The 21,047-nt window shown below is 66.0% G+C and carries 19 protein-coding genes; 17 read left to right on the top strand and 2 right to left on the bottom strand.

Annotated elements, in window-relative coordinates:
• Positions 1-30: 30 nt before the first annotated feature.
• The 8 genes from CAG00_RS05750 to CAG00_RS05715 all read left to right on the top strand — a co-directional run bounded on the left by CAG00_RS05750 (position 31) and on the right by CAG00_RS05715 (position 11,691).
• Positions 31-978: a LysR family transcriptional regulator gene (locus CAG00_RS05750; protein ID WP_085663704.1), complete on the top strand. Its 948-nt coding sequence runs from the start codon at positions 31-33 to the stop codon at positions 976-978.
• A gap of 34 nt (positions 979-1,012) precedes the next feature.
• Positions 1,013-1,966, top strand: coding sequence for a LysR family transcriptional regulator (locus CAG00_RS05745; protein ID WP_085663703.1), 954 nt, complete (start codon positions 1,013-1,015; stop codon positions 1,964-1,966).
• A 321-nt stretch (positions 1,967-2,287) separates the two neighbouring features.
• Positions 2,288-3,829, top strand: coding sequence for a UxaA family hydrolase (locus tag CAG00_RS05740; protein ID WP_085663702.1), 1,542 nt, complete (start codon positions 2,288-2,290; stop codon positions 3,827-3,829).
• A 34-nt stretch (positions 3,830-3,863) separates the two neighbouring features.
• Positions 3,864-4,922, top strand: coding sequence for an Ldh family oxidoreductase (locus tag CAG00_RS05735; protein WP_085663701.1), 1,059 nt, complete (start codon positions 3,864-3,866; stop codon positions 4,920-4,922).
• Between the two features lie 20 nt (positions 4,923-4,942).
• On the top strand, positions 4,943-6,160 hold the full coding sequence (locus tag CAG00_RS05730; protein ID WP_085663700.1) for a fumarylacetoacetate hydrolase family protein: 1,218 nt from the start codon (positions 4,943-4,945) through the stop codon (positions 6,158-6,160).
• A gap of 98 nt (positions 6,161-6,258) precedes the next feature.
• Entirely contained in the window at positions 6,259-7,560 is a 1,302-nt protein-coding gene (locus CAG00_RS05725) for an MFS transporter (protein ID WP_176240859.1), read from the top strand.
• 223 nt (positions 7,561-7,783) lie between these two features.
• Positions 7,784-9,433 carry a VRR-NUC domain-containing protein gene (locus CAG00_RS05720; protein WP_085663914.1) on the top strand — a complete coding sequence of 550 codons (1,650 nt, stop codon included), beginning with the start codon at positions 7,784-7,786 and terminating at the stop codon, positions 9,431-9,433.
• Positions 9,430-11,691, top strand: a complete 2,262-nt coding sequence (locus tag CAG00_RS05715; RefSeq protein ID WP_085663699.1) for an ATP-dependent DNA helicase — start codon at positions 9,430-9,432, stop codon at positions 11,689-11,691. The genes CAG00_RS05720 and CAG00_RS05715 overlap by 4 nt, the downstream gene beginning before the upstream one ends.
• A gap of 28 nt (positions 11,692-11,719) precedes the next feature.
• Here CAG00_RS05715 and CAG00_RS05710 read toward each other — a convergent pair whose 3' ends face one another.
• Positions 11,720-12,901 (bottom strand): NnrS family protein, encoded by a 1,182-nt coding sequence (locus CAG00_RS05710; protein WP_085663698.1) that lies wholly within the window; start codon positions 12,899-12,901, stop codon positions 11,720-11,722.
• Between the two features lie 214 nt (positions 12,902-13,115).
• On the opposite strand from CAG00_RS05710, the gene xerC reads away from it, so the two are divergent.
• The 9 genes from xerC (at position 13,116) to ureG (ending at position 19,988) form a co-directional block, all read left to right on the top strand.
• Complete coding sequence (gene xerC, locus CAG00_RS05705; RefSeq protein WP_085663697.1) at positions 13,116-14,030, top strand: tyrosine recombinase XerC; 915 nt, start codon at positions 13,116-13,118, stop codon at positions 14,028-14,030.
• Positions 14,031-14,425: 395 nt separating this feature from the next.
• Positions 14,426-15,259: an urease accessory protein UreD gene (locus tag CAG00_RS05695; RefSeq protein ID WP_085663696.1), complete on the top strand. Its 834-nt coding sequence runs from the start codon at positions 14,426-14,428 to the stop codon at positions 15,257-15,259.
• A 9-nt stretch (positions 15,260-15,268) separates the two neighbouring features.
• A complete protein-coding gene (locus CAG00_RS05690; protein ID WP_003256923.1) occupies positions 15,269-15,571 on the top strand; it encodes an urease subunit gamma in 303 nt (100 codons plus the stop codon).
• Positions 15,572-15,590: 19 nt separating this feature from the next.
• Complete coding sequence (locus CAG00_RS05685; protein WP_085591272.1) at positions 15,591-15,908, top strand: urease subunit beta; 318 nt, start codon at positions 15,591-15,593, stop codon at positions 15,906-15,908.
• Complete coding sequence (gene ureC, locus CAG00_RS05680; protein ID WP_085663695.1) at positions 15,905-17,608, top strand: urease subunit alpha; 1,704 nt, start codon at positions 15,905-15,907, stop codon at positions 17,606-17,608. Before CAG00_RS05685 ends, ureC begins: the two co-directional genes overlap by 4 nt.
• Before the next feature lie 10 nt (positions 17,609-17,618).
• The gene (ureE, locus tag CAG00_RS05675; protein ID WP_085663694.1) at positions 17,619-18,116 is read left to right on the top strand and encodes an urease accessory protein UreE; all 498 of its coding nucleotides are present in this window, start codon (positions 17,619-17,621) and stop codon (positions 18,114-18,116) included.
• Positions 18,117-18,133: 17 nt separating this feature from the next.
• The gene (locus CAG00_RS05670) at positions 18,134-18,679 is read left to right on the top strand and encodes a HupE/UreJ family protein (RefSeq protein ID WP_085663693.1); all 546 of its coding nucleotides are present in this window, start codon (positions 18,134-18,136) and stop codon (positions 18,677-18,679) included.
• Positions 18,679-19,353, top strand: coding sequence for an urease accessory protein UreF (locus CAG00_RS05665; protein ID WP_075045400.1), 675 nt, complete (start codon positions 18,679-18,681; stop codon positions 19,351-19,353). The genes CAG00_RS05670 and CAG00_RS05665 overlap by 1 nt, the downstream gene beginning before the upstream one ends.
• Before the next feature lie 11 nt (positions 19,354-19,364).
• Complete coding sequence (ureG, locus tag CAG00_RS05660) at positions 19,365-19,988, top strand: urease accessory protein UreG (RefSeq protein ID WP_010953755.1); 624 nt, start codon at positions 19,365-19,367, stop codon at positions 19,986-19,988.
• 288 nt (positions 19,989-20,276) lie between these two features.
• On the opposite strand, the gene CAG00_RS05655 is transcribed toward ureG, so the two are convergent.
• Positions 20,277-21,005, bottom strand: a complete 729-nt coding sequence (locus tag CAG00_RS05655; RefSeq protein ID WP_085663692.1) for a thioredoxin family protein — start codon at positions 21,003-21,005, stop codon at positions 20,277-20,279.
• Between the last annotated feature and the right edge of the window lie 42 nt (positions 21,006-21,047).

Below are 21,047 nucleotides of genomic sequence, written 5' to 3'. Positions count from 1 at the left end.
CAAATCTTAACCAGCGATACCGGATTCGATATGTCTCGCTTGCCACCCGACAGCGCAAAGGCGCCTGCCAGCCTCGGCGCATTGAAGATCTCCAGCCGGCAGATCACGCTGCTCAACGCCTTGGGCGAGTTCGCTAACCTGCGCCGTGCTGCCGCGGCGATGCACACCACGCAACCGGCAGCGAGCCTGTTGCTGCAACAGCTCGAGGAGCGCCTTGGCGTACGCTTGTTCGAGCGTTTGCCACGGGGCATGCAAGCGACGCTGTATGGCGAAGTGATGATCCGCTATGCGCAGAACGCGCTGCATGAGTTCGAGCACGCCCAGGCGCAGATTGCCGAGCTGGCGCGCGGGGCCCAGGGCCTGGTGCGGGTGGGCAGCGTCATGGGCCCGGTGCCGGGTGTGCTGACCAAGGCGGTACTGGCCTACAAGCGCGACCACCCCAAAGTGCGCATTTCCCTGGAGGTCGGCACCAGCGACACCTTGCTGCCGGCCTTGCTGCGTGGCGACTTCGACATGGTGGTGGGGCGCCTGCCGGACCAGAGCGACAGCCAGGACCTGAACATCGAACTGTTCGAAGGCGGTGAGCAGATGCGCGTTATTGCCCGCGCAGGCCACCCGCTGGCCAATGCCACCGGGCTGCAACTGGCTGACCTGGTGGCCTTGACCTGGATACTGCACCCCATCGGCAGCCCGATGCGCCGCCGCGTCGAAAGCGCGTTGCAGGCCGGCGGCATGGTGCAGTCGCTGGATATCGTCGAAACTGCCTCGATCCTGGCTACCACCGCCATGCTCGAAGCCTCCGAGATGATTGCGGTGGTGCCCGATGACGTGGCCAAGCATTATGCCCGCTATGGCATGGTCGCCATCCTGCCGGTGGAACTGCCACTGGCCATGGCCAACCTGGGCGTGTTGACCCTGCGCTCGCGGCCCAACTCGGTTGCCCTGGACACCTTGCTGCATTACCTGCGGGCGCAATAGCCCTGCCTTTTCACTTGCCTGAGGCCCTGCGTCAATGCCGCCGGACATGACCCATTCCAGCTTTTGCAACTGGATCCGCTACAAGCACCTGGTGCTGATCGACACCTTGGCGCGCACCCGCAACATGCACGCCACCGCCACGCGCATGAGCCTGAGCCAGCCGGCACTGAGCAAGATGTTGCGTGACCTTGAGGAGCAGTTCGGCTTCGCCCTGTTCGAACGCCTGCCGCGGAGCATGCCACCCACCGAACTGGGCGAATATGTGGTGCGTTATGCCCAAGGCGCGCTGGCCGAGTCGCAACAGTTCGTCGACCAGGTGAACCGCCTGCGCAACGGCGGGCACGGCTTTATCCGCGTCGGTGGGATATTTGCCGCCACCGCGCTGGTGCTGCCGCAGGCCATCGCCGCGATCAAGGCGCGCAGCCCGTTGCTGTCGATCGAAGTGGTGGAGCATTCCAGCGATCACTTGTTGACCATGCTGGAGCAGAACAAGCTCGACATCATGATTGGCCGTTTCACTGAAGAACGCTTCAGTCAGCTGTTCGACTTCCAGCCCCTGGAGCCGGAACCGTTCAGCCTGGTGGTCAACAGCGAGCACCCGCTCAACCAGCTGGAAAGCACGCCACTGACGGCGCTGGGCGACTGGCCGTGGGTGCTGTACCCGGTGGGCACGCCGATTCGCAACCGCCTGGAGCAGGCCTTCCGGGTTGCCGGCATCGCCACGCCTGCCGACAGCGTCGAAACCATCTCCATGCCGATGTTCCTGCAATTGCTGCAGGCGGCGCCGATGATCGCCATGTTGCCGCGCTCGATGGTTGCCGCGCAGCTGGCCAGCGGCCAACTGAAAGAACTGCGCAGCCCCTTGCACCTGGCGGCGCTGGAGTACGGCGTGGTTACCCGCAAGGACGAGCCGCTGAGCGCTTCGGCCCGGGCGTTTGTCGAGATTTTGCTGGAGGGCGCGCGGCGCCGTCAGCAGGAGCAGAGATAAAGCCACCTGATACGCGGTCAACTGTAGGAGCGGCCTTGCGTCGCGAAAGGGCTGCGAAGCAGCCCCAGGGTTTCAGCGCAGAAGCACGAATTGCCGGGGCTGCTTTGCAGCCCTTTCGCGACGCAAGGCCGCTCCTACAAGGATCCGCGCAGCTGCCAAAAAATGGTCTTCATAGGCGATTGATAAACACGCGCTGAGACCGGCTTTTGATAACCCAGGGTTATCGTTCGATCGGATCATCTCATTGGGAATGTTGCCCAAGGCTTCTTACAGTGGTCGCAGCCATAACAAGAAGCCAGCCGCACCGCCCTGAGAGGTCCCATGCAACTGATTGCCAAGTCCGGTGACCTTGCTGTCATCCGCCTCAACCCGCTGGACAACGTGCTCATCGCCCGCCAGGCCCTGCCGCAAGGCCTGCGCCTGGACGCCGAGGCGATTACCGTGCGCCAGCCGATCCCCTCGGGCCACAAGCTCGCTACCGAACGTGTGGAGCAGGGCCAGCCCCTGCTCCGTTACGGGCAGATCATCGGTTTTGCCTCGCAGGCCATCGACGCCGGCGATCACGTGCATGTGCACAATGTGCAGATGGGCGATTTCGCCCGTGACTACGCCTTCGGTGTCGACACCCGCAGCCAGCCCGGCCGCGAGGCGCAGTTTCAGGGCATCGTGCGCGCCGATGGCCGGGTCGCCACCCGCAACTACATCGGCATCCTCACCTCGGTGAACTGCTCGGCGACCGTGGCTCGGGCCGTGGCCGACCATTTTCGCCGCGACATCCACCCTGAAGTGCTGGCCGATTACCCGAACATCGACGGCGTGGTAGCGCTGACCCACGGCGCCGGCTGTGCGGTGGACCCCAGCGGTGAAGCCTTGGGCCTGTTGCGTCGCACCCTGGCCGGGTACGCCGTACACCCCAATTTCGCTGCCGTGCTGATCATCGGCCTGGGCTGCGAAACCAACCAGATCGAAAGCTTGCTGGAAACCCAGGGCCTGCAGGCCAGCGCCCAGCTGCGCCCCTTCACCATCCAGGGTATCGGCGGCACCAGCAAAACCATCGCCGCCGGTATCGACCAGGTCAAGGCGCTGCTGGCCGAGGCCAACCAGGTGCAGCGCCAGCCGGTCAGTGCGCGGCACCTGGTGGTCGGCCTGCAATGTGGCGGTTCCGATGGCTATTCCGGCATTACCGCCAATCCGGCGTTGGGCAATGCCGTCGACCGCCTGGTGGCCGCCGGTGGCACCGCGATTCTCTCCGAGACCCCGGAAATCTACGGTGCCGAGCACCTGCTGACCCGCCGTGCGGTCAGCCGCGAGGTCGGCGAAAAGCTGGTGGCCCGCATCCGCTGGTGGGAAGACTACTGCCAGCGCATGAACGCCGAACTGAACAACAACCCCTCGGCCGGCAACAAGGCCGGGGGCCTGACCACCATCCTCGAGAAGTCCCTCGGTGCGGTGGCCAAGGCCGGTTCCAGCAACCTGGTCGATGTGTACCAGTACGCGGAAGCGGTGCGCGCCCAGGGTCTGGTGTTCATGGACACCCCCGGTTACGACCCGGTTTCGGCCACCGGCCAGGTGGCTGGCGGGGCCAACCTGATCGCCTTCACCACCGGCCGTGGCTCGGCTTACGGCTGCGCCCCGGCGCCGTCGATCAAGCTGGCCACCAACAACCGGGTGTTCGAGCACCAGGAAGAAGACATGGACGTCAATTGCGGTGGCATCGCCGACGGCTCCACCAGCATCGAGGAGCGCGGCGCGTTCATCTTCGAACAGATGCTGCGCATCGCTTCCGGTGAGCGCAGCAAGAGTGAGCTGCACGGCTACGGGCAGAACGAATTCGTGCCCTGGCAGATCGGTGCCGTGACCTGATCGCCAGCCCTGTTCCATTTCCGAGGCAACCGCAATGACTCAAGCCACACATTACAACGTGCAAGCGCTCACCACCTTCGTCGAGCGGCTGTTCGAAAAGGCCGGCGCCGATGCCGAAGTCGCCCAGGTAGTGACCCGGGTACTGCTCGAAGGCGAATTGCTGGGCCATCGCACCCATGGCCTGAACCTGGTCAGCCGCTACATCGACGGCATGCTCGGCGGCCAGGTCAAGGCCCGCGCGCAGGTACTGGAGCAGGTGTCGGACAGTGGCATTTCCAGCCTGTTCGATGGCCACTACGTGCTGGGGCCGTACTGCGTCAGCCGTGCCCTGGACTGCGCGGCAAAGGGCGCCACTTCGCAGGGTATCGGTATCGCCGTGGTGCGCCGCGCCGCGCATATCGGCTGCCTGGCAGCCTACCTCAAGCCCTACACCGACCAGGGCCTGGTGGCCATGCTGTATTCCTCTGACCCATCGGTAGGGCTGGTCTGCGCCCATGGTGGCGCCGACCCGGTGTACACCCCCAACCCGATTGCCGCGGGCATCCCGACCCAGGGCGAGCCGATTCTGCTGGACGTCAGCATGTCCACCGTCACCCTCGGCCTGGTCGGCCAGTGCCGCGATGCCGGCAGCCGCCTGCCGCACCCGGTGCTGGTGAGCAATGACGGGCACCTTAGCGACGACCCGCGCGACTTCTTCACCAGCCCGCAAGGCAGCATCCTGCCCTTGGGGGGCCAGGCTTTTGGCCACAAAGGTTTCGCCCTGGCGCTGCTGGTCGAAGCCCTGACCTCGGGGTTGGCCGGCCATGGCCGCAAGGATGCACCAGACCAGTGGGGGGCCTCGGCCACCGCCGTGGTCATCGATCCGCGTTTCTTCGGCGGCCTGCAAGCGTTCACCGACGAAACCAGCTTCCTCGGTCGGCTGGTCCTGGCCAGCCGGCCACTCGACCCCGAGCGCCCGGTGCGCCTGCCTGGGCAGGCTGGCCTTGCCTTGCGCCGCCAGGCCCTGGAGCAGGGCGCAAGCCTTTCGTCACAGCTGGTGGCCGACCTTGACCGCCTGGCCGGGCAGCTGCAACTGCCGGCACTTTCCCAATGAATGACAGTAAGGGTACACAGATGACTGATCGAGCGAACGGCAAGCGACCGCTGCCTCTGAATCACGATGCCAGCGCGTTCGACAGCGGCAGTTGGGTAGGGCGGGTCTGGTTGCCGGAGCAGGGCCCTGCAGTGGTGCTGGTGAAGGCCGGCGCCGTGCACGATATCAGCGCCCATGTAGCCACCGTCTCGGCCCTGCTGGAAGTGGCCGACCCGGTGGCCTACCTGCGCAGCCTGCCGCTGGCCGAGCCGCTGATCGGGCTGCCAGCGTTGCTTGGCAACAGCGACCCGGCCCTGCGCGACCCACGCCAGCCATGGCTGCTGGCACCCATCGACCTGCAGGCGGTGAAGGCCGCTGGCGTGACCTTCGCCACCAGCCTGCTGGAGCGCGTGGTCGAAGAGCAGGCCAAGGGCGACCCGGCCAAGGCCGATGCGATCCGTGACACCCTGGCCAGCCGCATCGGCGCCGACCTGTCGCAGATCGTGCCGGGCTCGGCCCAGGCCGAAGCGCTGCGCAAGGTGCTGGTGGAGCAGGGCCTGTGGTCGCAGTACCTGGAAGTGGGTATTGGCCCGGATGCCGAGGTGTTCACCAAGGCCCAGCCGCTGTCGGCGGTCGGCCACGGCGCCGACATCGGCATCCACCCCAAGTCGAGCTGGAACAACCCCGAGCCTGAAGTGGTGCTGGCGGTGTCGAGTGATGGTCGCATCAAGGGTGCGATGCTCGGCAACGACGTCAACCTGCGCGACTTCGAAGGCCGTAGCGCCTTGCTGCTGTCCAAAGCCAAGGACAACAATGCCTCCACCGCGCTTGGCCCGCTGCTGCGCCTGTTCGACGAAAGCTTCGGCCTGGACGACGTGCGCGCCGCCGAGGTGGACTTGCAGGTGGTTGGCGAAGACGGTTTCATCCTCGCCGGCCGCAGCTCCATGCGCCAGATCAGCCGCGACCCGCAGGACCTAGTGCAGCAAACCCTCAACGAGAACCATCAGTACCCCGACGGTCTGGTGCTGTTCCTGGGTACCTTGTTCGCCCCCAAGCAGGACCGCGACCAACCGGGCAACGGCTTCACCCACAAGCCGGGCGATGTGGTGAGCATCAGCAACCCGCAACTGGGTACCCTGTGCAACCGCGTGACCACCAGCGACCTGGCACCGCAATGGCACTTTGGCCTGCGTGCGCTGATCGACAGCCTCGGCCGGCGCGGGCTGCTGGACGTTGCAACCACCGCGCGCCAGCCTTGAGCGGCGCGCTGCGTCAGGGAGGGCGCAGCATGAACGAAGGATCGCCAAGGCGCTGACAGCGCGGCAACAATAATAATAAAGGTCATCACATGAACCCTATGAAGAAGTACCAACGCGTCACCGTCGTGTTCCTGCTGTTGATCGGCATCGTCAACTACCTGGACCGTAGTGCGTTGTCGATCGCCAACACCTCGATCCAGAAAGACATGATGATCAGCCCGTCGCAGATGGGCATCCTGTTGTCGGCGTTTTCCATTGCCTATGCCTTTGCCCAGCTGCCGATGGGCATGATCATCGACCGCCTGGGCAGCAAGATCGCCCTCGGTGCCTCGCTGCTGGGCTGGTCGGTGGCCCAGGCAGCGTTCGGCATGGTCAACAGCTTTGCCGGCTTCATGGGCCTGCGGGTGCTGCTGGGGATTGGCGAGGCGCCGATGTTCCCGTCGGCGGCCAAGGCCCTGTCGGAGTGGTTCGATGCCAACGAACGCGGTACCCCGACCGGCGTGGTCTGGTCCTCGACCTGCCTCGGCCCGTGCCTGGCGCCACCCTTGCTGACGCTGTTCATGGTCAACTTCGGCTGGCGCGGCATGTTCATCATCACCGGCGTGATCGGCGTGGTGCTGGCGCTGTGCTGGCTGACCTTCTACAAAAGCAAGGCCCGCTACCTGGCGGAGCTTGCTGCCGAGGGCAAGCCGTTGCCGAGTGGGCAGCAGGCACCGGCAGCCACTGCACAAGCGCCGAAGGCCTCGTACTTCGCCGGCTGGCTCGACCTGTTCAAGCACCGCAGTACCTGGGGTGCGGTGCTGGGCTTCATGGGCGTGATCTACATGCTCTGGCTGCACCTGACCTGGCTGCCTGGCTACTTCGAGCGTGAGCACGGCCTGGACCTGTACAAGACCGCCTGGGTAGTCTCGCTGGCCTATGGCTTTGGCGCAGCGGGCACGATCGTTGCCGGGCGCTTCTGCGACTTACTGGTGAAGCGCGGCATGAGCGTGCTGGCCAGCCGCAAGTTCAGCGTCATCACCGGGCTGGTGCTGGCGGCGCTGTTCACCCTGCCGCTGTCGTTCGTCACCGGCCTGACCGGTTGCATCGTCCTGCTGTGCCTGGCGCTGTTCAGCATCAACATGGCCAGTGCCACTGCCTGGATGATCGTCAACACCATCGTCGACAGCCAGCGCGTGGCCTCGTTTGGCTCGATCCAGAACTTCGGCGGCTACATTGCCGGCTCGGTGGCACCGATCGTCACCGGCTTCAGCATCCAGTACTCGGGCTCGTTCACCACGGCGTTCATGATCAGTGCGGTAGTGGCGCTGTGTTCGGCGGTGGCCTACTTCCTGCTGCTGCAGGCACCGATTGGCAGTGCCAAGGTCAAGGCGGCGGAGATGGTTGCCGCGACTGAGTAACCTTTGCGCCGTCGCCTGTAGGAGCGGCCTTGTGTCGCGATGGGCTGCGCAGCAGCCCCGGCGATTTCGGCGTTGGCTTCAAAATCCCGGGGCTGCTCCGCAGCCCATCGCGACACAAGGCCGCTCCTACAGACAGCGCCACCGAGATGACCCACGGCACTTGCCAGGCATACTGGTCTGTATGTATAACCAGTATCCATTCCAGCCGCCTGACCCCCAGCCCGTGATCGCCCATTCCGTCGACGACCCGTTCTACTACCTGCACAATTTCCGCCAGGTGCTGCTGTGGGTCGAACAGCGCTACGAAGACCTGCTCGACGATCAGGAACTCGCTTTCATCCGCACCTTCAGCCAACTGGACGCCCCGGCACAGGCCCTGATGGTGCGCATGGTCATGCGCAAGGGCGAGCTGTTTCGCAGCGATCGGCTCGACTATGCCGAAATCGGCGATACCTGGCAGGCCCTGCAGCCGCTGCTGGCCCTCGGCTGGGTACGGGAGCCCGCGCAACTGGAACTGCAGCAACTATTCGCCCTGCTGCGCAAGGACGAACTTGCCCGTTGTTTTGCCCCGCAGCTGAGCCGCCCTCGCGCCGCCAAGCATGACCTGCTTGCACAGCTGCAACCCCTGGGCCTGCAAGCCCGTTCATTGGCCGAGTGGTTCCCGGACAGTGGCGTGCGCATCCTCCAGTGGTGCCTGCAACCCTTGTGCGACCGCATGCGCCTGCTGTTCTTCGGCAACCTGTACCAGGACTGGTCGGACTTCGTCCTCGCCGACCTCGGGTTGTTGCGCTACGAACAGGTGCCGTTCAGCACCGATTCGCGTGCCCTGCAGCAACGCGCCGAAGTCGACCTGGCCATGGCCTTGCACCAGTGCGCCGAGCGCCTGGAGCAGGGCGACGACCCGCTGTCGATCCTGGCAGCCATGCAGGGCCTGCACAGCGACAACCCATGGCTGGCCCGGCGCCATGCGCGCCTGCAATTCGCCCTGGGCCAGCAATGCGAGCGCCTGGGCGACTGGGCGCAAGCCATGGCTGTGTACACGCAGTGCAGCCATGCCCAGGCGCGCATCCGCCAGGTGCGGGTGCTGGAGCGCAGCGAACAGTGGCCCCAGGCCCATGCACTGGCGCTGCAACTGGCGGCGGCGCCGGCCAACGCCCTGGAAGTGCAGGCGCTGGAACGCATGTTGCCACGCCTGGCACGCAAGCTCGGTGGCCCGCCACAGCGGCGCCAGCGTGTCGCGCCCCTGGAGCTGATCGAGCTGGAGCTGCCCCGGGAACTGGCAGCGCTGGGTGTGGAGGAGGCGGTACGCCAGCACCTGGCCGAAGCCGGTGGGCCGGTGCATTACGTGGAGAACACGCTGTTCAACAGCCTGTTCGGCCTGCTGTGCTGGGAGGCGATCTTCGCCCCGGTGCCTGGCGCGTTCTTCAACCCGTTCCAGGCCGCCCCGCAGGACCTGCACGACGGCGACTTCCAGCAACGCCGCAGTGCTCTGTTCGAACGTTGCCTGGGGCGGCTGGACGATGGCAGCCATCACCGGGCGATTCTCGACTGCTACGCCGCCAAGCAAGGGCTGCAGTCGCCGTTCGTGTTCTGGTCCGTGCTCAGTGAAGCATTGCTCGAGCAAGCCTTGGCCTGCCTGCCGGCGGCCCATTTGAAACAGTGCTTCCTGCGCCTGCTGCAGGACATCCGCAACAACCGCGCCGGCATGCCCGACCTGATCCAGTTCTGGCCCGAGCAAGGTCGCTACCGCATGGTCGAGGTCAAGGGCCCTGGCGACCGCCTGCAGGACAACCAGCTGCGCTGGCTGGAGTTCTGCCGGGCCCACGGCCTGCCTGTCGCGGTGTGCCACGTGCGCTGGAGCGAAACACCGTGAGCTACAGCGTGGCGGTACGCGCCTTGTGTGAATTCAGCGCCAAGGTCGGCGACCTGGACCTGCGCTTCACGCCATCACCTACCGCCCAGGAGGGGATCGAGGGGCATCGGCGGGTGGTGGCGCGACGCGCTGCGGGCTACGAGTCGGAAATTGCCCTCGAAGGCCAGTTCGATACCCTGAAAGTGCGTGGCCGTGCCGACGGTTACGACCCCGTTTGCAACCGCCTGGAAGAGATCAAGACCCACCGTGGCGACCTGTCGCGCCAGCCGGCCAACCATCGCCAGTTGCACTGGGCGCAGGCCAAGGTCTACGGCTGGTTGATGTGCCAGGCACGGCAACTGCCGGCCATCGAGGTAGCGCTGGTTTACCTGGACGTGGACAGCGATGGCCAGACGCTGATCAGTGAACACTGCACGGCTGCCGAATTGCAGGCCTTCTTCGAAACTCAGTGCCAACGCTTTCTGGCGTGGGCACAAGGGCAGGAGCAGCGCCTGGCCGAGCGTAACCGGGGCCTGCAAGCACTGGGCTTCCCCTATCCGGCGTTCCGCCAGGGCCAGCGACAACTGGCGGAAACCCTGTACAAGGCCGTGAGTACCGGCCGTTGCCTGATGGCCCAGGCCAGCACCGGAATTGGCAAGACCCTCGGTACCTTGTTCCCTCTGCTCAAGGCCATGGTGCCGCAGCAGCTGGACAAGCTTTTCTTTCTCACCGCCAAGACCCCGGGCCGGGCCCTGGCCCTGGATGCCATGCGCCAGATCACCGATGCCACGCCGCAGCCGGCCTTGCGCACGCTGGAGCTGATCGCCCGCGACAAAGCCTGCGAGCACCCCGACAAGGCCTGTCATGGCGAATCCTGCCCCTTGGCCGCAGGCTTCTACGACCGCCTGCCGGCCGCGCGGCAGGCAGCGGCAGCGTTGCCCTTGCTCGACCGCGCCCAACTGCGCGAAGTGGCCCTGGCGCACCAGGTATGCCCGTATTACCTGGGCCAGGAGATGGCGTGCTGGGTAGACGTGCTGGTGGCGGACTACAACTACTACTTCGATGCCCATGCCTTGTTGTTCGGCCTGACCCAGGCCAACCAGTGGCGGGTCGCGGTGCTGGTGGACGAGGCGCACAACCTGGTCGAGCGCGGCCGCGGCATGTACAGCGCCAGCCTCGACCAGGGCCAGTTGCAGGCCCTGCGCCAGAGCAAACCGCCCGGGCTGGTCAGTGCGCTGGACCGGCTGAACCGGCAGTGGAATGCCCTCTACAAGGAGCAGCGTGCGCCGTACCAGGCCAGCGAGTCGCTGCCGGACGCTTTGCTGCGCGCCCTGCAGCAATGCATCGGGCTGATCCAGGAACAAATGAACCAGACGCCTGCGCAAATGGACCCGCAGGTGCTGCAGTTCTTCTACCAGGCGTTGCAGTTCAGCCGGGTTGCCGAGCTGTTCGACGAGCACTTCCTGTTCGACATCAGCCAGCGCCAGGGCCCGCGCAAGCGGCGGCTGGCCACCCTGTGCCTGCGCAATGTCACCCCGGCGCGCCTGTTGGGCCCACGCATGCAGGCGGCGCGCAGCGTGACGCTGTTTTCCGCCACCCTGAGCCCACGGCACTTCTACAGCGACCTCCTGGGCATGCCGGCCGATACCGCCTGGCTGGAAGTGGCCGCGCCGTTTCGCGCCGAACAGCTGGAAGTGCACATCGCCAGCCAGGTATCCACCCGTTACCAGCAACGCCAGGCTTCGCTGGCGCCGATCGTCGAGCTGATCGCCCGGCAATATGAGCGCATGCCGGGCAACTACCTGGCGTTCTTCAGCAGTTTCGAGTACCTGCAACAGGTGGCCGGGCTGCTGGCCGAGCGGCATGCACAGATACCCATGTGGGCCCAGGAACCGGGCATGGACGAAGCGGCTCGCCAAGGCTTTCTCGACCGTTTTGTAGCGGATGGCCGTGGGGTGGGTTTTGCGGTGCTGGGTGGTGCATTCGGGGAGGGGGTGGACTTGCCAGGCACACGGCTGATCGGCGTGTTTGTCGCCACCCTCGGGCTACCCCAGGTCAACCCGGTCAACGAGCAGTTCAAGCAGCGCCTGGGGCGGCAGTTTGGTGCGGGTTTCGATTACGCCTATCTCTACCCAGGCGTGCGCAAGGTCATCCAGGCGGCAGGCCGGGTCATCCGGGGCGACCAGGACCGTGGCGTTCTGATCTTGATCGACGAGCGCTTCGCCGAACCCCGGGTGCAGCAGATGTTCCCGGGATGGTGGCCAGCGCCGGGAGGTTAACGCGGCCTCGGCAATCTGGGCATCAAGGCTAGCCAGGCATACCGTCAGCCCGTGGCCGCAGCAAGATGGGCAGGTAATGTTGCAGGAACAGCAGCAGCGCCAGGCTCCAGCACACTACTGAAAGGCTCACCCCCAGCGGCGTGAACAGCGGCAGCACCACCCGCGCCAGCGTCGCCAGTTGTATCAAGGCAAAGGCCCAGGCAATGCTGGTCGGCACCTGCAGCGGCCTGCCGGTGTGGCCCAGGCTGACCCGTGCCATCATCGCCAGGATCAAGCCGCTCATGGCGCCCACGGTCAGTGCGTGGGTCACCAGGCTCGGGCTCAGTGCCACCCCGGCATGCCACAGCGCCATGCCCAGGCAGGCAATGGCAATCCAGGCATAGGCCAGGTGCAGCGACCACAGCAGGGGCACCCGCCACAAGCCACGGTCATGCCACAAGGCCAGGCGGGCGGTATGCAGGGCGAACAAGGCGCCGAACAGCGCGGCCAGGCCGATACGTGGCGTATCGGCCAAGCCCGAGGCGAAGGCCAGCGGTACCGCCACGCTCAGCAGCAGGCAGGCCCGGTCCAGCCAGGGGCGGGCAGGGGACGGGGCCATGTTGCCCAGGCCGCGTCGGGTGAAGAACGGGATCACCCGCCCGCCAAGCACGCTCATCATCGCGGCTACCAGCCACAACCCGGCAAACACCCCGCGGCGCTGCCACAGTTCCTCCTGGCGCAGCCAGCCGACCAGGGTCAGCCACTGGCAGGCGGCGATCAACAGCACCAGGCCGACGATCGGGTAGTTGTTACGCAAGCGCCGTTGCACGATCGGCCGCGCCAGGGCCAGTGCCACCAGTGGCAGAAAGCTGCCCTCGATCACAACCAGCAAGCTGCCCGGTAATGGCAGGAACCAGCTTGCCCGGCCCAGCAGCCAAAGCAGGAACAAACCCTGCAGCGCACGCCCGCTCAAGCCTGGGGTGCCGCTCCAGTTCTGCACGGCGGTCAGCAGGAAGCCGGCGATGATGGCGGCAGTGAAGCCATAGAGCATCTCGTGGCGGTGCCAGGCGAGCATGCCGCCGGGGGGCGTTGGCTCCAGCACCCCGGCCAGTACGCCGGCCCACAACAGCAAGGCGAGTAGCGCAAACAAACTGCCACCCAGGAAGAATGGGCGGAAACCCAGGCCCCAGACGGCCTGGCGTGGGCGTGAAGCGATCGGCTGCACAAGCATGGGCGGACCTTCGTTCGTTCAGTAGGCTCAATTGGGGTAAGATCACGATCCGTGCCAGCTCCGAACCCCTTGTATATCAAGGTGATGGCACCTCTCCGGGTCCGAATGACATGCGTTTTCTGCTGTTATTTGGACCTGCTTGTATGTCGTATTGACTTGCTTCAGGGTCTGGCCGGTTCGCCGCTGGCCAACGCTTCGCTACAGGATTCACGTTTTGTCCGACCTCTCGAAAAATCCACTGCTGCAGTACATGGCCCGCCTGGCCCCATCCAGCCAGCAAACCATGCGCTACATCCTTCAGGACGCTGCCGACCGGCTGGGGTTTGTCGACTGCAATATCGTCGATGTGCCCTGGCATCGGCTCGAGCCCGGCCATGTGATCGCCCTGGTGGCGGCGCTGCGTGCCGACGGTTACGCACCCAACAGCTCGTCGCTGTACGTCAACGCCATCCGCGGTGTGATGAACGAAGCCTGGCGCCAGGGCCTGATCGATCACGAGCAGTTGTTGCGCATCCGCGAGGTCAAACCGGCCACCGGCAGCCGCCTGCCACCGGGGCGCAACCTGCGCCGCAGCCTGATTCGCGAGCTGATGGATGTGTGCGCGGCCGACCCACGGCCGCAGGGTGTGCGTGACGCGGCGATCATCGCCTTGCTGTACGGCACCGGCATGCGCAAGTCGGAATCGGTGGACATCGACCTGGACCAGGTCGACTTCGAGGCGCGCAGCCTGCAGGTGCTGGGCAAGGGCAACCGCCAGCTGATCAAGTACGCCCCGCCATGGGCGTTCGAGAAGTTGCAGGCGTGGCTGGACCTGCGCCGTCAGGAGTTGCCGGCAGGGGCCGAAGACGACCCGTTCCTGTTCAACCGCATCCGCCGTGGCAGCCATATCACCCGGGCGCGCATCACCAAGCATGCCATTTACTACATCGCCCGCCAGCGTGGTGCGCAGGTGGGCGTGAAGATCATGCCGCACGATTTCCGCCGGGCGTTCATCACCCGGGTGATCGAAGAGCACGACCTGTCCATTGCGCAGAAGCTGGCGCATCACGCCAATATCCAGACCACCGCCATCTATGACCGGCGTGATGACAACGAACGCCGGCGTGCGGTGGACCGCTTCGATTACTGACGCCTTGTCGCTGTATGAAGGGCTTGCTCGAACCCTGTGGGAGCGGGTTCACCCGCGAACACGGGCGAAGCCCGTGCCATGCACTGGGTTGGATTCTTCGCGGGTAAACCCGCTCCCACAGAGGCCGTGTCGCAGCATCGGGTAATTTTTGCCTTGAGATGGGCTGGCACCGAAACAGGGCCAAAGCACGCCCCCGCCTTGTGCGCCATCCCCCCGTATGCCCGATGCCAGAGCGGCTTGGGCAAAAGTTTCATCTTCGTTCACCTGCGGAGTTGGCCCGCAACCTGCTATATCCAGCCTGCGAATTTGATCGAGTGGTCAGGCCGCGCGCGCCGTAGCCGTGCGTGCCTGCCCCTCTAAACGGCCAGCAGGCCACGGATTTCAGGGGCCGCAGGATGTCGCTCGCGGAGCAGATCGAACAACAACAAGACGATGCCGGCTGGAGCGCTCACCTGCAGTTGCGTTTCGTCAGGCGTGACGAGGTGACCCGCCTTGGTGCGTGGCGGCATTTCGGACCTCTTTTGGTGCAACGACCGTTCTATCCGGAAGGTGCGCCGTGCCATGTCTACGTGCTGCACCCACCCGGTGGGATCGTCGCCGGCGACCGCCTGGAGCTGGATATCCAGCTGGAGCCGGGTAGCCACGCGCTGCTGACCATGCCCGGCGCCAGCAAGTTCTACCGCAGCATCGGCCCGACCGCGCGGCTGGCCCAGCGCTTTCATCTGGCCGCCGGCAGCACCCTGGAGTGGCTGCCGCAGGACAGCATCTTCTTCTCCGGCGCCCGCGCCAGCCTCGACAGCCGTTTCACCCTCGAACCGGGGGCGCGCCTGCTGGCCTGGGAATCCCTGTGCCTGGGGCGCCCGGTGATGAACGAGCGTTTCGAGCAGGGTGCCCTCGACAGCCGCCTGCATATCGAACTGCCTGACGAAGTGGGCCTGCACGAGCGCCTGCGCGTCGAAGGCGGGCGCCTGGACAAGCTTGGCGGGCATCCGCTGCTGGCCACCTTCTGCGCCGCACCCGCCGACCAGGCCGTGCTGGATCTGGTGCGCCCGCTACTCGACGAGATGGCCAACCCGGCCGGCGCGACCCTGCTTGGGTCGTTGCTGGTCATCCGCGTACTCGACCATGACAACCAACACCTGCAACGCACCCTGCAACGCCTGTGGCATGTGCTGCGCCCGGCCGTCCTCGGCCTGCCGGCCTGCCCGCCGCGTATCTGGGCCACCTGAGAGAGCGCCATGGAGCTGACCCCGAGAGAGAAAGACAAACTGCTGCTGTTCACCGCCGCGTTGCTGGCGGAGCGGCGCCTGGCCCGTGGCCTGAAGCTCAACTACCCGGAAGCGGTGGCGCTGATCAGTGCCGCCGTGCTCGAAGGCGCCCGTGATGGCCGCACCGTCGCCGAGCTGATGAGCCTGGGGCGCGAAGTATTGAGCCGCGAGCAGGTGATGCCTGGCATTGCCGAAATGCTCCACGACGTGCAGGTCGAAGCGACCTTCCCGGATGGCACCAAGCTGGTGACCGTGCATGACCCCATCGTCTGAAACTGCCCAGGAGCCCCGCATGATCCCAGGTGAAATCCAGGTCGCCGCCGGCGATATCGAGCTGAACAGCGGCCGCGCGACGGTCAGCGTCAGCGTGGCCAACCATGGCGACCGGCCGGTGCAGGTCGGCTCGCACTACCACTTCTACGAAGTCAACGAGGCGCTGGTGTTCGAGCGCGCGCCGACGCAGGGCTTTCGCCTGGACATTCCCGCCGGTACCGCCGTGCGTTTCGAGCCCGGCCAGGCGCGTACCGTGCAACTGGTGGCCTACGCCGGCAAGCGCGAGGTCCATGGCTTCCAGGGCAAGGTGATGGGCGCGCTGGAGGGCAGGGCATGAGCCGCATTTCCCGCCAGGCCTATGCCGACATGTTCGGCCCCACGGTAGGTGACCGCGTACGCCTGGCCGACACCGCGCTGTGGGTCGAGGTGGAGCGCGACTTCACCATCTATGGCGAAGAGGTGAAGTTCGGTGGCGGCAAGGTCATCCGCGATGGCATGGGGCAAGGCCAGATGCTGGCCGCCGAAGCCATGGACCTGGTGCTGACCAATGCCCTGATCATCGACCACTGGGGTATCGTCAAGGCCGATATCGGCATCAAGCACGGGCGTATCGCGGTGATCGGCAAGGCTGGCAACCCCGATGTGCAGCCGGGCGTGAACGTGCCCGTGGGCCCCGGCACCGAGGTGATCGCGGCCGAGGGCAAGATCGTCACCGCCGGTGGCGTCGACTCGCACATCCACTTCATCTGCCCGCAGCAGGTGGACGAGGCGCTGAACAGCGGTGTCACCACCTTCATCGGCGGCGGCACCGGGCCGGCCACCGGCACCAACGCCACCACCTGCACGCCCGGCCCCTGGTACCTGGCGCGCATGCTCCAGGCCGCCGACAGCCTGCCGATCAACATCGGCTTGCTGGGCAAGGGCAACGCCTCGCGGCCGGAAGCACTGCGCGAGCAGATCGCGGCCGGCGCCGTGGGCCTCAAGCTGCACGAAGACTGGGGTTCGACACCAGCTGCCATCGACTGCTGCCTGGGCGTGGCCGAGGAAATGGACATCCAGGTGGCGATCCACACCGACACCCTCAATGAGTCCGGCTGCATCGAAGACACCCTGACGGCCATCGGCGACCGTACCATTCACACCTTCCACACCGAGGGCGCTGGTGGCGGCCACGCCCCGGACATCATTCGCGCGGCGGGGCAGGCCAACGTGTTGCCGTCCTCGACCAACCCGACCCTGCCGTACACGATCAACACCGTGGACGAGCACCTGGACATGCTCATGGTCTGCCACCACCTGGACCCGAGCATCGCCGAAGACGTGGCCTTTGCCGAGTCGCGCATCCGCCGCGAAACCATCGCCGCCGAGGACATCCTCCACGACATGGGCGCCTTTGCCATGACCTCGTCCGATTCCCAGGCCATGGGCCGGGTTGGCGAGGTGGTGCTGCGCACCTGGCAGGTGGCCCACCAGATGAAGCTGCGCCGCGGGCCACTGGCGCCGGACACCAGCTACAGCGACAACTTCCGGGTCAAGCGCTACATCGCCAAGTACACCATCAACCCGGCACTGACCCACGGCATCGGCCACGAAGTGGGCTCGGTGGAAGTCGGCAAGCTGGCCGACCTGGTGTTGTGGGCGCCGGCGTTCTTTGCGGTCAAGCCGGCCCTGGTGATCAAGGGCGGAATGATCGTCACCGCGCCCATGGGTGATATCAACGGTTCCATCCCCACGCCGCAACCGGTGCATTACCGCCCGATGTTCGGCGCCCTGGGCGCGGCACGGCATGCCACGCGCATGACCTTCCTGCCCCAGGCGGCGATGGACCGTGGCCTGGCCGAGGAGCTGAACCTGCGCAGCCTGATCGGCGTGGCCCACGGCTGCCGCCGGGTGCGCAAGCCCGACATGGTCCACAACACCCTGCAGCCGCTGATCGAGGTCGATGCGCAGACCTACCAGGTGCGTGCCGACGGCGAACTGCTGGTCTGCGAGCCGGCCCGCGAACTGCCGCTGGCCCAGCGTTACTTCCTGTTCTGAAGGAGCACCGATGATTGTCTTGACCCGCCGTATCACCGACCCCGGCCAGCTGGGCGAAACCGGCACCGTTACCCTGGACGTGGACAGCCGCATCAAGAGCCGCCTGCGGGTGACCCTGGATGATGGTCGCGAGGCCGGGCTGATGCTCGAGCGCGGCCACCTGCTGCGCGGGGGCGAACTGCTGGCCGATGCCGAGGGCACCCAGCTGATCCGCGTGCTGGCGGCGCCCGAAGCGGTGTCCACGGTGCGTTGCGCCGACCCGCACCTGCTGGCCCGCGCAGCCTATCACCTGGGCAACCGCCATGTGCCTCTGCAGATCGAACCCGGCCTGTTGCGCTTCCAGCATGACCACGTGCTGGACGACATGTTGCGTGGCCTGGGCCTGACGGTAGAGGCCGAACAGGCGCCGTTCGAGCCTGAAGCGGGCGCCTACCAGAGCGCGCCGCACAGCCACAGCCATGCCCACGGCCACGATCACCCGTTCGTGCGCCTGCCTGCCCATTCCTGAACTGCCTGGAGCAACCGATGAAAAAGACTTTCGCCCTGTTTCTGCTGATGCTGGCTCTGCCTGCCTTCGCCCACCCCGGGCACGACGCCAACCCGCTGCAGGACGGCCTGCTGCACCCGCTGACCGGCCTTGACCACCTGCTGATGCTGCTGGGCACCGGTGTACTCGCCGCGTTGACCCGGCGCAGCCTGACGCTACCCCTGGCAACCCTGGCGGCGATGTTCGGCGGCGCGGTGTGCGGCCACCTGTTCGGCGATGTGCTGGGCATGGAAACCCTGATTGCCGTGTCGCTGCTGGTGGCTGCCGGTGCCGTGCTACTGCCCAGCCGCCAACTGCTGCTGGCCATGGCCATGCCGGTGTTCGCCCTGTTCCATGGCTGGGCCCATGGCGTGGAAGCCACGCCAAGCGCGTTCTGGCAGTTCAGCGCCGGCTTCGTCACGGTCAGCGGCCTGTTGCTGGCGGCCGGCTTTGCGGTCGGTTGCCTGTTGCGCAGGCATAGCGGCCTGCAGAAGGCCTTTGGCGGTGGCCTGCTGGCCGGCGCCGCGCTGGTAATGGCCGGTTGATGGACAGTGACCTGGCGTTGTTGCGCCTGCTGCAGCTGGCCAGCCCTGGCTTGCCGGTGGGTGGCTTCACCTACTCGCAAGGCCTGGAGTGGGCGGTCGAGGCGGGCTGGGTACGGGGCGTGGATGGTTTCGCTGCCTGGCAGCGCGAGCAGATCGACGACACCCTGGCCTGCCTCGACTGGCCGGTGCTGGCGCGCCTGTACCACGCCTGCCAGGCCGAGGACGCCGAGGCCTTCGGCCACTGGAGCCGCTTTCTGCTGGCCAACCGCGAAACCGCCGAGCTGCGCCTGGAAGAACAGCAGCGCGGCGCGGCGCTGGCACGGCTGCTGGACGGCTGGCAACTGGGCCAGGCACCGGCCTGGCGGGCCAGCCTCGAACTCACCCAGCTGGGCGGTATGGCCTGGCTGGCTGCGCACTGGGCGATCCCACTGCGCCAGTTGGCCCTGGGCCATGGTTTTGCCTGGCTGGAGGGCGCGGTAATGGCCGGGGTCAAGCTGGTGCCGTTCGGCCAGCAGGCTGCCCAGACCTTGCTGCGCGACCTGGGGGCGGGGCTGCCCGCGGCCCTCGACCAGGCGCTGGGCCTGGGTGATGACCAGCTAGGCGGCGGCCTGCCGTTGCTGGCCATTGCCTCATCGCGACACGAAACCCAATACACCCGATTGTTCCGTTCCTGAGGACTGCCTGCATGCAAAGCTATCAACAACCCCTGCGCGTCGGTGTCGGCGGCCCGGTCGGCTCCGGCAAGACGGCGCTGCTCGAAGCCTTGTGCAAGGCCATGCGCGATCACTACCAGATCGCAGTGGTCACCAACGACATCTACACCAAGGAGGACCAGCGTATCCTCACCGAAGCCGGGGCCCTTGAGCCGGAGCGCATCGTCGGTGTGGAAACCGGCGGCTGCCCGCACACGGCGATACGTGAGGACGCCTCGATGAACCTGGCGGCAGTCGAAGCCCTGGCGCGCAAGTTTGGCAACCTCGAGGTGATCTTCGTCGAAAGCGGCGGTGACAACCTGAGTGCCACTTTCAGCCCGGAGCTGGCCGACCTGACCATCTACGTGATCGACGTGGCCGAAGGCGAGAAGATCCCGCGCAAGGGTGGGCCGGGGATTACCAAGTCGGATTTCCTGGTGATCAACAAGACCGACCTGGCGCCCTATGTGGGGGCTTCGCTGGAAGTGATGGAGCGCGATACCCAGCGCATGCGCCCGCAGCGGCCATGGACCTTCAGCAACCTGAAGAAGGGCGAGGGGCTGCAGGCGGTGATCGACTTCATCGTCGAGCGCGGGATGCTGGGCGTGCGCGGGTGATGTAACGGGTTGAACGCAGTCTGGACCATGGCGCAATTCCTGTGGGAGCGGGTTTACCCGCGAACACCGGCGCAGCCGGTGCCACCCACCGTGTTGGCTTCTTCGCGGCTAAAGCCGCTCCCACAGGTACAGCGTTGCTCTCGAGGTTGTCGCTATACGGCCTTGTGTCGCGAAAGGGCCGCAACGCGGCCCCAGGGTTGATTCACAACAGTTGAAATTGCTGGGGCCGCTTTGCGGCCCTTTCGCGACACAAGGCCGCTCCTACAACGACCGCGTACGGGCTGAGTATCACTTATGGCAGCAGCTGGGCTTGTCCGGCTGCCCTTCATAACGGTCATGGTGCCGCACCCAGTCCATGGTCCCGGCCTCATTGCGCCCCAGTGGCGCAATGTCGAGGAAGTTGTAGGTGTTGACCAGGATGTCCAGCCCGCGGGCATAGGTCGAATAGGTGTGGTACACGCTGCCATCCGGCTCGCGATAGAACGCACTCAGCCCGGGAAGCTCGCTTTCATCGCCCTCGTATGGCTCATAGTTGTACTGCCGCTGGCCCTCGCTGCCAACGCTGACGCCAAAGTCCTCGTTGAACCCGCTGCCATGTGACGAATACCAGGGGAACTGCCAGCCCATGCGCCGGCGGAAGGCCTGGAACTCGGCATACGGTGCCCGCGACACCGCCACCAGCGACACGTCGTGATGCGCCAGGTGCAGGTTGGCGCCGTCAAAGTGGTCGGCCAGGAACGAGCAGCCGTGGCAGCCTTCGCTCCAGCCCTCGGCGAACATGAAGTGGTAAACCAGCAACTGGCTGCGGCCCGCGAACAGGTCGGCCAGGCTCAGTTCGCCGTCCGGCCCCTCGAAGCGATAGTCGTGCTCCACCTTGACCCAGGGCAGGGCGCGACGGGCTGCGGACAGCGCGTCGCGGTGGTGGGTGAAGGCCTTTTCGTGCAGCCACAGTTGCCGGCGGGCCACCAGCCACTGGCTGCGGGAAACCACCGGGTGCCTGCTTTCGCTCGTGCTCATGGTGCTGTCTCCACATTGGGGGATTCACACACTAGTCGAGCA

It is taken from the genome of Pseudomonas sp. B5(2017) (assembly GCF_002112825.1).
Classification (GTDB): Bacteria; Pseudomonadota; Gammaproteobacteria; order Pseudomonadales; family Pseudomonadaceae; genus Aquipseudomonas; species Aquipseudomonas putida_Z.
The sequence above is the reverse complement of the archived record's forward strand: the minus strand, read 5'-3'. Positions and strand labels throughout refer to the sequence as shown.

What these genes read in the sequence shown, in the direction of transcription:
- CAG00_RS05730 (WP_085663700.1), top strand. Translation starts at nt 4,943, where the DNA reads ATGACTGATCGAGCGAACGGCAAGCGACCGCTGCCTCTGAATCACGAT.
- CAG00_RS05685 (WP_085591272.1), top strand. Translation starts at nt 15,591, where the DNA reads ATGATCCCAGGTGAAATCCAGGTCGCCGCCGGCGATATCGAGCTGAAC.
- CAG00_RS05725 (WP_176240859.1), top strand. Translation starts at nt 6,259, where the DNA reads ATGAAGAAGTACCAACGCGTCACCGTCGTGTTCCTGCTGTTGATCGGC.
- CAG00_RS05750 (WP_085663704.1), top strand. Translation starts at nt 31, where the DNA reads ATGTCTCGCTTGCCACCCGACAGCGCAAAGGCGCCTGCCAGCCTCGGC.
- CAG00_RS05665 (WP_075045400.1), top strand. Translation starts at nt 18,679, where the DNA reads ATGGACAGTGACCTGGCGTTGTTGCGCCTGCTGCAGCTGGCCAGCCCT.
- CAG00_RS05655 (WP_085663692.1), bottom strand. Translation starts at nt 21,005, where the DNA reads ATGAGCACGAGCGAAAGCAGGCACCCGGTGGTTTCCCGCAGCCAGTGG.
- CAG00_RS05670 (WP_085663693.1), top strand. Translation starts at nt 18,134, where the DNA reads ATGAAAAAGACTTTCGCCCTGTTTCTGCTGATGCTGGCTCTGCCTGCC.
- ureC (WP_085663695.1), top strand. Translation starts at nt 15,905, where the DNA reads ATGAGCCGCATTTCCCGCCAGGCCTATGCCGACATGTTCGGCCCCACG.
- ureE (WP_085663694.1), top strand. Translation starts at nt 17,619, where the DNA reads ATGATTGTCTTGACCCGCCGTATCACCGACCCCGGCCAGCTGGGCGAA.
- ureG (WP_010953755.1), top strand. Translation starts at nt 19,365, where the DNA reads ATGCAAAGCTATCAACAACCCCTGCGCGTCGGTGTCGGCGGCCCGGTC.
- CAG00_RS05710 (WP_085663698.1), bottom strand. Translation starts at nt 12,901, where the DNA reads ATGCTTGTGCAGCCGATCGCTTCACGCCCACGCCAGGCCGTCTGGGGC.
- CAG00_RS05695 (WP_085663696.1), top strand. Translation starts at nt 14,426, where the DNA reads ATGTCGCTCGCGGAGCAGATCGAACAACAACAAGACGATGCCGGCTGG.
- CAG00_RS05745 (WP_085663703.1), top strand. Translation starts at nt 1,013, where the DNA reads ATGCCGCCGGACATGACCCATTCCAGCTTTTGCAACTGGATCCGCTAC.
- CAG00_RS05740 (WP_085663702.1), top strand. Translation starts at nt 2,288, where the DNA reads ATGCAACTGATTGCCAAGTCCGGTGACCTTGCTGTCATCCGCCTCAAC.
- CAG00_RS05690 (WP_003256923.1), top strand. Translation starts at nt 15,269, where the DNA reads ATGGAGCTGACCCCGAGAGAGAAAGACAAACTGCTGCTGTTCACCGCC.
- CAG00_RS05735 (WP_085663701.1), top strand. Translation starts at nt 3,864, where the DNA reads ATGACTCAAGCCACACATTACAACGTGCAAGCGCTCACCACCTTCGTC.